Genomic DNA, 6606 nt, shown 5'->3' with positions numbered 1-6606 from the left:
GGTAGAAGGTGCTGGCGTCGTTGGCGAAACGCCGACTCTGCGTCCCGGCGCGCATTATGACTACACCAGCGGCTCAAATTTCGAGACCCCCATCGGCTTTATGGAAGGCTACTACACCTTCGAAGTCATTCACGAACATGGCGCGTTTCCAGACACGTTTAAAGTCACTATCCCAAGCTTTCGGCTAGCCAAGCCCGGGGCTCTGCATTAACACCCATGGCGACGTTTATTGCCGGCGATTTACAAGGCTGCTTAAAGCCGCTGAAATGCGTGCTGAAACAGGCAAACTTTAACGATCAACACGACCGGTTGTGGCTGGTGGGCGACATTGTCAATCGCGGCCCTAAGAGCCTAAAGGCTTTGCGTTTTGTGTACGAACGGCGAGATCATGTTCAGGTCGTATTAGGCAATCACGATCTTCATCTGCTGGCTGTGGCCCATGGGGTACGCAAACCCTCAAAAGGCGATACCATAGATGAAATCTTAAAAGCCAAAGACTGCGACACCCTTTTGGGCTGGCTAATACAGCAGCCGTTAATGTATACCCAAAGCCAAGTCACCATGGTGCATGCGGGCATTGCGCCAAATTGGTCACTCGAGCAGGCCCAAGGGTATGCCAACGAAGTACAAGCTATGCTGCGCTCAAGCAAGGCGCCGTTGTTTTTTGAATCCATGTACGGCAACGAGCCCGACTACTTTGACGAATCGCAGACAGGCGTGATACGTCTGCGCTCGATTACCAACGTCTTCACTCGCATGCGCTTTTGTACCGCGTCGGGCCGACTCGATTTGACCAGCAAGGGGCCAAGTCCCTCGGCAAGTGAGTTACCCAACCCGTTGACTCAAACACCCGAGCCCGTGGATGCATGGTTTAATCATCCCCATCAAATTCCGGAAAACCATCGCATTGTCTTTGGCCATTGGGCAGCACTTGAGGGTCGTTGCGCCGCACCGCATGCACTTGCCTTAGACACAGGGTGTGTATGGGGTGGCTCGTTAACGCTTTACGAGCTTGAACAGGATCGCTTCTTTCGCTGCCCCTGCAAAAACGGCAAGCCTCTGGTCTAGCGCCGCGTTTGGGCCTAAACTCGCCGCATGAAAACGTATCTTGTTGGCGGCGCCGTCCGTGATAGCCTGTTAAATCTACCCGTGCATGAACGCGACTGGGTAGTCGTGGGCGGCAGTCCCGAGGCCATGCTAGAACAAGGCTTTCGCGCCGTCGGCAAGGACTTTCCGGTTTTTTTACATCCAAGCACCAACGAAGAGTACGCCCTAGCCCGCACAGAGCGCAAACAAGGTCAGGGTTACCACGGCTTTGCGTGCCATTACGCACCAGACGTTTCACTGGAAGAGGACTTGGCGCGCCGGGACTTAACCATTAACGCCATGGCTCAAACCAAAGATGGCACATTAATTGACCCTTATGGTGGCCGGGTCGACTTAGAGGCTCGGGTTTTACGCCACGTAACCGATGCCTTCAGCGAGGATCCCTTAAGAGTCTTGCGCTTGGCCCGCTTCGCCGCTCGATTTAAGCGCCTTGGGTTTTCTATCGCGCCAGAAACACAGCGCCTAATGCAAACCATCGTGGCCAGCGGCGAATTGACGACCCTACCTCACGAGCGGTTATGGCAAGAATTGCACAAGGCGCTCGGCACCCAACATCCAGGCGAGTTTATCGCGGTACTGGCACAGTGCGGTGCCTTGCAGCAGTTACTCAAGGTAGACAACACAGGCCCCACGACTTTTACGCCGTGGACAGATACGCTGAACCAAAGTGCAATGCTCTGCCGCAATACGACCCACCATATCGCCGCATGGCTACTGCGTGGCAGCAAACAGCCCACACTCAAAGATGTTTTACCTGCACTGACTTCGCAGTTCGGGCTGCCCAAGCGGATCGTGGAACACATTGCCCAGCTGCGGGTACATCCTGAACTACAAGCTGCGCCCAATGCCGAGGCTCCCGATTCCGTGTTTAACAGCTTGCGTGATTGCGGCGCGCTCAAGCAAGGCGAAGGTTTTGCGGACTTACTCAGTACGGCTGCCCATCTTGCACGAATCGATAACCACGAGCAGACAAACAACCGGTCAGAGTGGCTAGCACTTGCCGAAATGTGCCGAGAGATAGGCCGCGGCAATGTCGAGGCCAATTTGACGGGACCCGCAGTTGGACAAGCCATAGAACAAGCACGCCGTGAAGCTGTTGCTAATGCCTTGGCGGCTAATGACTAGAGATTACCCGGTAACTCTACACCCAGAAAAACGTAAGGAATGCGCACCAAAGGTTGCTTTGCCTGATCAAAACGTTGCCAGAGCTCACCCAAGGAAATATTGATATTAGGCAGTGCGCGATTAGGTGCGAGCTCCGCTAGGGGCCTGAGTACAAAAGCGTTGTAATGAATTTCGGGGCGCGGCAACTCGATGTGCTCGTAAAAACCGCAGTAATCGCCATACAACAAAATATCGATGTCCAGCGCCCGACTGCTGTTGCGCATCGCGTTCTCGGGGCGCCCGTGCCGATACTCGATGGCGCGAAGACGATCTTGTAAATCGAACAACCCCAAATCGGTATCCAGAGCCACCACTAAGTTCCAAAAGCGCGGCCCGTCAAAGCCAACACTGTCTGACTCATAGACAGTTGACGCTTGCAGTGCACCAAACTCGTCTCGCAAGGCTTGCAAACCCGAAGCAATCGAATCAGCAGGCGCAATATTGCTGCCGATACCTAGGTATACTCTCACAAATCGGCCTGCGTTCGCGTGAGCTCCACACCCACCCAGTCAGCTTGCGGCACCGCACCGGGCTTTTTAACTGTCAGCGATACCTCGGCGACACCAAACTGATGCAACAAACCAATCGCTATTTGTTCGGCTACTGTTTCAATAAGCTGGGCTTGTGATTGAGCCAGGTAGTGCATTATCCAATCCGATACTGCGGTGTAATCTAAACAGTCTCGAACATTGTCGCTCGCTGCCGGTAACCGATTATTCCATTCGAGCTTTATATCAAGGACCAATTCCTGTCGAATCTCGCGCTCCCACGCATGCACTCCTATGCAAGTGGGCACGCGCAGACCTTTAATTAAGACACAATCACCCATTAACTCGACACCGCTCGCAATTCCGCTAAGGGCCATCGCGGCCTCAGATCCATCAAAGGACCGTCTTGCTCGCCCGCCAACAACCGTTGAGCACCGGCGTAAGCGATCATCGCGCCATTATCAGTGCAATACGCCGGCGCAGGGTAATACACACTAGCCCCCAGTGGGGCTAACGCCGGACCGAGACTTGCGCGCAAGCGCTGGTTAGCGCTAACTCCGCCTGCCATCACCAAAGTCTTTAGCCCGGTCTGCTCAAGAGCCCGTCGACATTTAATGATTAGCGTATCAACCACGGCATCCTCGAAGGCGCGCGCAATATCGCACACATCCTGCTCGCTGATTTCATGTATACCGCCCAAGCTTTGCAGAGTAGTTAAGGTATAGGTTTTGAGTCCGCTAAAACTGAAGTTCAGGCCCGGCTTATTCACCATAGGGCGCGGAAAATCGAAGCGGTCTGGGTTACCGGACTCCGCCTTTTTTGCAACGTGCGGCCCACCTGGATAGGGCAAGTACAACATCTTTGCCACTTTATCAAAAGCCTCACCTGCGGCATCGTCAACCGACTCCCCCAGTAAGGTGTAGTCTCCAATGCCCTGCACTTCGATCAATTGAGTATGCCCACCTGAAACGAGCAAGGCGACAAAAGGCATGGTCGGCGGTTCATCCGACAACATGGGTGCCAACAAATGGCCTTCCATGTGATGCACACCCAGCGCGGGGATGCCTAAGGTTTCTGCCAGCGATCGTCCCACCAGAGCACCCACCATTAAAGCGCCAATCAATCCGGGACCTGAGGTATATGCAATACCCTCGATATCGTGAATCTCAAGACCCGCTCGAGACAAGACGTCATGAATCAAAGGCAAGGTTTTGCGCACGTGATCGCGCGAGGCCAGTTCTGGTACAACACCGCCGTAGACAGCATGAATATCGATTTGGCTGTACAAGGCTTCAGCCAACAATCCGGCCTCGGTATCGTAAATTGCGACCCCAGTTTCGTCGCAGGAGGTTTCTATTCCTAATACTCGCATAGGGCACCCTTTAACACTTGGGCGCAATGGTAAAACAGGCGCGCGCAATGAGCTAGCAGAAAGCTTTGCATTCGTGCGCAATCCACTATAGAATTCGCGCCCTTAATTGAAATTGGGGTTACACCCATACCGTACAACTGGACAGGTAAATAGAATGCCATCAGTAAAGCTGAAAGAAAACGAACCCTTTGACGTAGCACTTCGTCGCTTCAAGCGCTCTTGTGAAAAAGCCGGTGTATTGGCTGAAGTTCGCAAGCGTGAACACTACGAAAAGCCTACCACCTTGCGCAAACGTGCTGCCGCTGCTGCCGTTAAACGCCACCTGAAAAAAGTCTCTCGCGAAAACCGCAAGCGTACTCGTTTGTATTAAGAGACTGCGCCCATGGCTACGCTAGTCGAGCAGATAAAAGCCTCTGTTAAAGAGGCCATGAAAGCAAAGGATAAGCAGCGCCTAGGCACCCTCCGATTAATCCAATCGGAATTCAAACGCATTGAAGTAGACGAGCGCATCGACATTGACGATGCGCGGGCTACTGCGATTATGGATAAGATGCTGAAACAGCGTCGCGACTCCGTAGAACAATATCAAAACGCTGGACGCGATGAGCTCGCCGAGCAAGAACTCGCCGAGATCGCAGTGATTAGCGAATTTTTACCAGAACCTCTATCCGCTGACGAAATCGACAAAATGATTCAAGACGCGATTGCGGCATCAGGCGCCAGTGGCATGCAGGCAATGGGAGCTGTAATGGCAACCATCAAACCACAGATGCAAGGCCGAGCAGATATGGCCGAAGTGTCCAAGCGGGTCAAAGCACTCCTTAACTAAAGGCGATCACCGTCTTTAGGCAAAGCCTCTAAAACGTGATTCAATAGCCTTTTTGGCAACGTACATAGCCCATGGCCGGACTCATTCCACAAAGCTTTATCGACACCCTGCTCGACCGCACCGATATTGTGGAAGTCGTTGATCGTCGAATAAAACTGAAAAAGACCGGCAAGAATTACTCGGCTCGCTGCCCTTTTCACGACGAAAAGACGCCTTCTTTCAGCGTTAACCCAGACAAGCAGTTTTATTATTGCTTTGGCTGTGGCGCGGGCGGAAACGCCATCGGCTTTGTGATGGACTACGACAATGTCGACTTTCCGCAAGCCGTGGAAACACTCGCCCACACCGCTGGCCTGGAAGTACCTCGCGAGCAAACCACTCCGCAGCAAGAGGCACAACGAGACCGTCAATCCCATCTCTACACGACCCTGAATGCCGCTAATCAGTACTATCAACACGCCCTGCGACATCACCCGCAAGCCGGTCGAGCCGTCGACTACCTGAAGGGCCGGGGCTTGAGTGGGCACATCGCTAAACTTTATCAGATTGGGTTTGCGCCGCCTGGATGGCAAAATCTGATCGAGCGCTTGGGCGATAAAGAGCTCGAATCATTAGTCGAAAACGGCATGGCAATCCGCAACGATAAGGACCGCACCTACGACCGCTTTCGAGATCGCATTATGTTCCCAATCAGGGATCAACGGGGGCGTGTGGTGGCCTTTGGCGGTCGCGTACTGGGCGACGAAAAACCAAAATATCTTAATTCACCCGAGACGCCCGTATTCTCAAAAAGCCGCGAGCTGTATGGGCTTTACGAAGCCAAACAGTCACGCAAATCCATCGAGCGCATCGTGGTCGTTGAAGGCTATATGGATGTCATTGCACTTGCGCAACACGATATTCACTACGCAGTGGCAACACTGGGGACGGCCACATCGGAACATCATTTAACGCGCCTCTATCGTCTTGTATCAGAAGTTGTGTTCTGCTTTGATGGCGATAAGGCCGGACGAGCCGCAGCAGAGCGCGCGCTACATACGGTACTGCCCTTGCTCGAGGATGGTCGTCAAGCCAAGTTTTTGTTCCTAGATGAGGGTGAAGACCCCGATACACTGGTCCGAAAACTCGGCACCCAAGCGTTTGAATCATTAATCAAAGATGCTCGACCGGTCGAACAGTTTTTATTCGATATGGCCGCAGAGGGATTAAATCAAGAATCGCTCGAGGGTAAAGCCTCATTTTCAAAGCGTGCTGTGCCACTGGTACAACAACTGCCAAGCGGCGTGTTTAAACAATTGATGTGGCAGGCACTGGCCGATCGGACTGGCGTAGATTTAGCGTCTCTAACAGAGCTTGCCCAGATTCAAACACCAAAGCCGAAGCCCATTCTCGCGCAAGATCTCGAGCCAAATAGCCCTAATTCCCTAGCGCCCAAACCAATTCAACGCCATGAAAAAAATATCGGACCCAGTAAATTGGCGCTTACCTGCATCGGTTTACTGTTACAGCGACCCGACGTCGCTACGCAAGTCGAAAACGAAGACATTGCCATACTTAATGATTCTGGCGAGTCGCTGCTGAGCGAGCTACTCACATTGCTGCGCAAACAACCACACTCCAATACCGCGATGCTCCTCGGGCATTGG

At 53.0% G+C, this 6606-nt stretch carries 9 protein-coding genes; 6 read left to right on the top strand and 3 right to left on the bottom strand.

Translation table 11 applies throughout. The features are described 5' to 3' along the window. The 3 genes from ACTF5Z_RS03350 to ACTF5Z_RS03340 all read left to right on the top strand — a co-directional run. On the top strand, positions 1-211 hold a 211-nt coding region (locus tag ACTF5Z_RS03350), incomplete at its 5' end, for an ApaG domain-containing protein (RefSeq protein ID WP_438984488.1). A 5-nt stretch (positions 212-216) separates the two neighbouring features. Next, positions 217-1068 carry a symmetrical bis(5'-nucleosyl)-tetraphosphatase gene (locus tag ACTF5Z_RS03345; protein WP_423849299.1) on the top strand — a complete coding sequence of 284 codons (852 nt, stop codon included), beginning with the start codon at positions 217-219 and terminating at the stop codon, positions 1066-1068. 27 nt (positions 1069-1095) lie between these two features. Next, positions 1096-2232: a tRNA nucleotidyltransferase gene (locus ACTF5Z_RS03340; RefSeq protein ID WP_438984487.1), complete on the top strand. Its 1137-nt coding sequence runs from the start codon at positions 1096-1098 to the stop codon at positions 2230-2232. Here the strand turns inward: ACTF5Z_RS03340 and folK are convergent. Genes folK through tsaD form a run of 3 tightly spaced genes read right to left on the bottom strand, consistent with a single transcriptional unit; the run spans position 2229 to position 4131 of the window. Next, positions 2229-2741: a 2-amino-4-hydroxy-6-hydroxymethyldihydropteridine diphosphokinase gene (gene folK / locus ACTF5Z_RS03335; protein ID WP_438984486.1), complete on the bottom strand. Its 513-nt coding sequence runs from the start codon at positions 2739-2741 to the stop codon at positions 2229-2231. The two genes, ACTF5Z_RS03340 and folK, sit on opposite strands and share 4 nt — an antisense overlap. Continuing rightward, on the bottom strand, positions 2738-3100 hold the full coding sequence (gene folB, locus ACTF5Z_RS03330) for a dihydroneopterin aldolase (protein WP_040816195.1): 363 nt from the start codon (positions 3098-3100) through the stop codon (positions 2738-2740). The genes folK and folB overlap by 4 nt, the downstream gene beginning before the upstream one ends. Then, positions 3100-4131, bottom strand: a complete 1032-nt coding sequence (gene tsaD / locus ACTF5Z_RS03325; protein ID WP_009575102.1) for a tRNA (adenosine(37)-N6)-threonylcarbamoyltransferase complex transferase subunit TsaD — start codon at positions 4129-4131, stop codon at positions 3100-3102. Before tsaD ends, folB begins: the two co-directional genes overlap by 1 nt. 154 nt (positions 4132-4285) lie before the next feature. On the opposite strand from tsaD, the gene rpsU reads away from it, so the two are divergent. The 3 genes from rpsU to dnaG all read left to right on the top strand — a co-directional run. Then, positions 4286-4501 carry a 30S ribosomal protein S21 gene (gene rpsU, locus ACTF5Z_RS03320; RefSeq protein ID WP_009575103.1) on the top strand — a complete coding sequence of 72 codons (216 nt, stop codon included), beginning with the start codon at positions 4286-4288 and terminating at the stop codon, positions 4499-4501. Between the two features lie 12 nt (positions 4502-4513). Continuing rightward, a complete protein-coding gene (locus ACTF5Z_RS03315) occupies positions 4514-4960 on the top strand; it encodes a GatB/YqeY domain-containing protein (protein ID WP_009575104.1) in 447 nt (148 codons plus the stop codon). A gap of 71 nt (positions 4961-5031) precedes the next feature. Beyond that, positions 5032-6606, top strand: a 1575-nt coding sequence (gene dnaG, locus ACTF5Z_RS03310; RefSeq protein ID WP_438984485.1) for a DNA primase, incomplete at its 3' end; no start/stop codon positions are given.

This window comes from Aequoribacter sp., assembly GCF_965659035.1.
Taxonomy (GTDB): domain Bacteria; phylum Pseudomonadota; class Gammaproteobacteria; order Pseudomonadales; family Halieaceae; genus Aequoribacter.
This window is presented reverse-complemented; position numbering and strand designations above follow the sequence as displayed.

Coding starts and splice junctions, on each gene's coding strand:
- ACTF5Z_RS03345 (WP_423849299.1), top strand. CDS start 217: ATGGCGACGTTTATTGCCGGCGATTTACAAGGCTGCTTAAAGCCGCTG.
- ACTF5Z_RS03315 (WP_009575104.1), top strand. CDS start 4,514: ATGGCTACGCTAGTCGAGCAGATAAAAGCCTCTGTTAAAGAGGCCATG.
- ACTF5Z_RS03340 (WP_438984487.1), top strand. CDS start 1,096: ATGAAAACGTATCTTGTTGGCGGCGCCGTCCGTGATAGCCTGTTAAAT.
- rpsU (WP_009575103.1), top strand. CDS start 4,286: ATGCCATCAGTAAAGCTGAAAGAAAACGAACCCTTTGACGTAGCACTT.
- folB (WP_040816195.1), bottom strand. CDS start 3,100: ATGGGTGATTGTGTCTTAATTAAAGGTCTGCGCGTGCCCACTTGCATA.
- tsaD (WP_009575102.1), bottom strand. CDS start 4,131: ATGCGAGTATTAGGAATAGAAACCTCCTGCGACGAAACTGGGGTCGCA.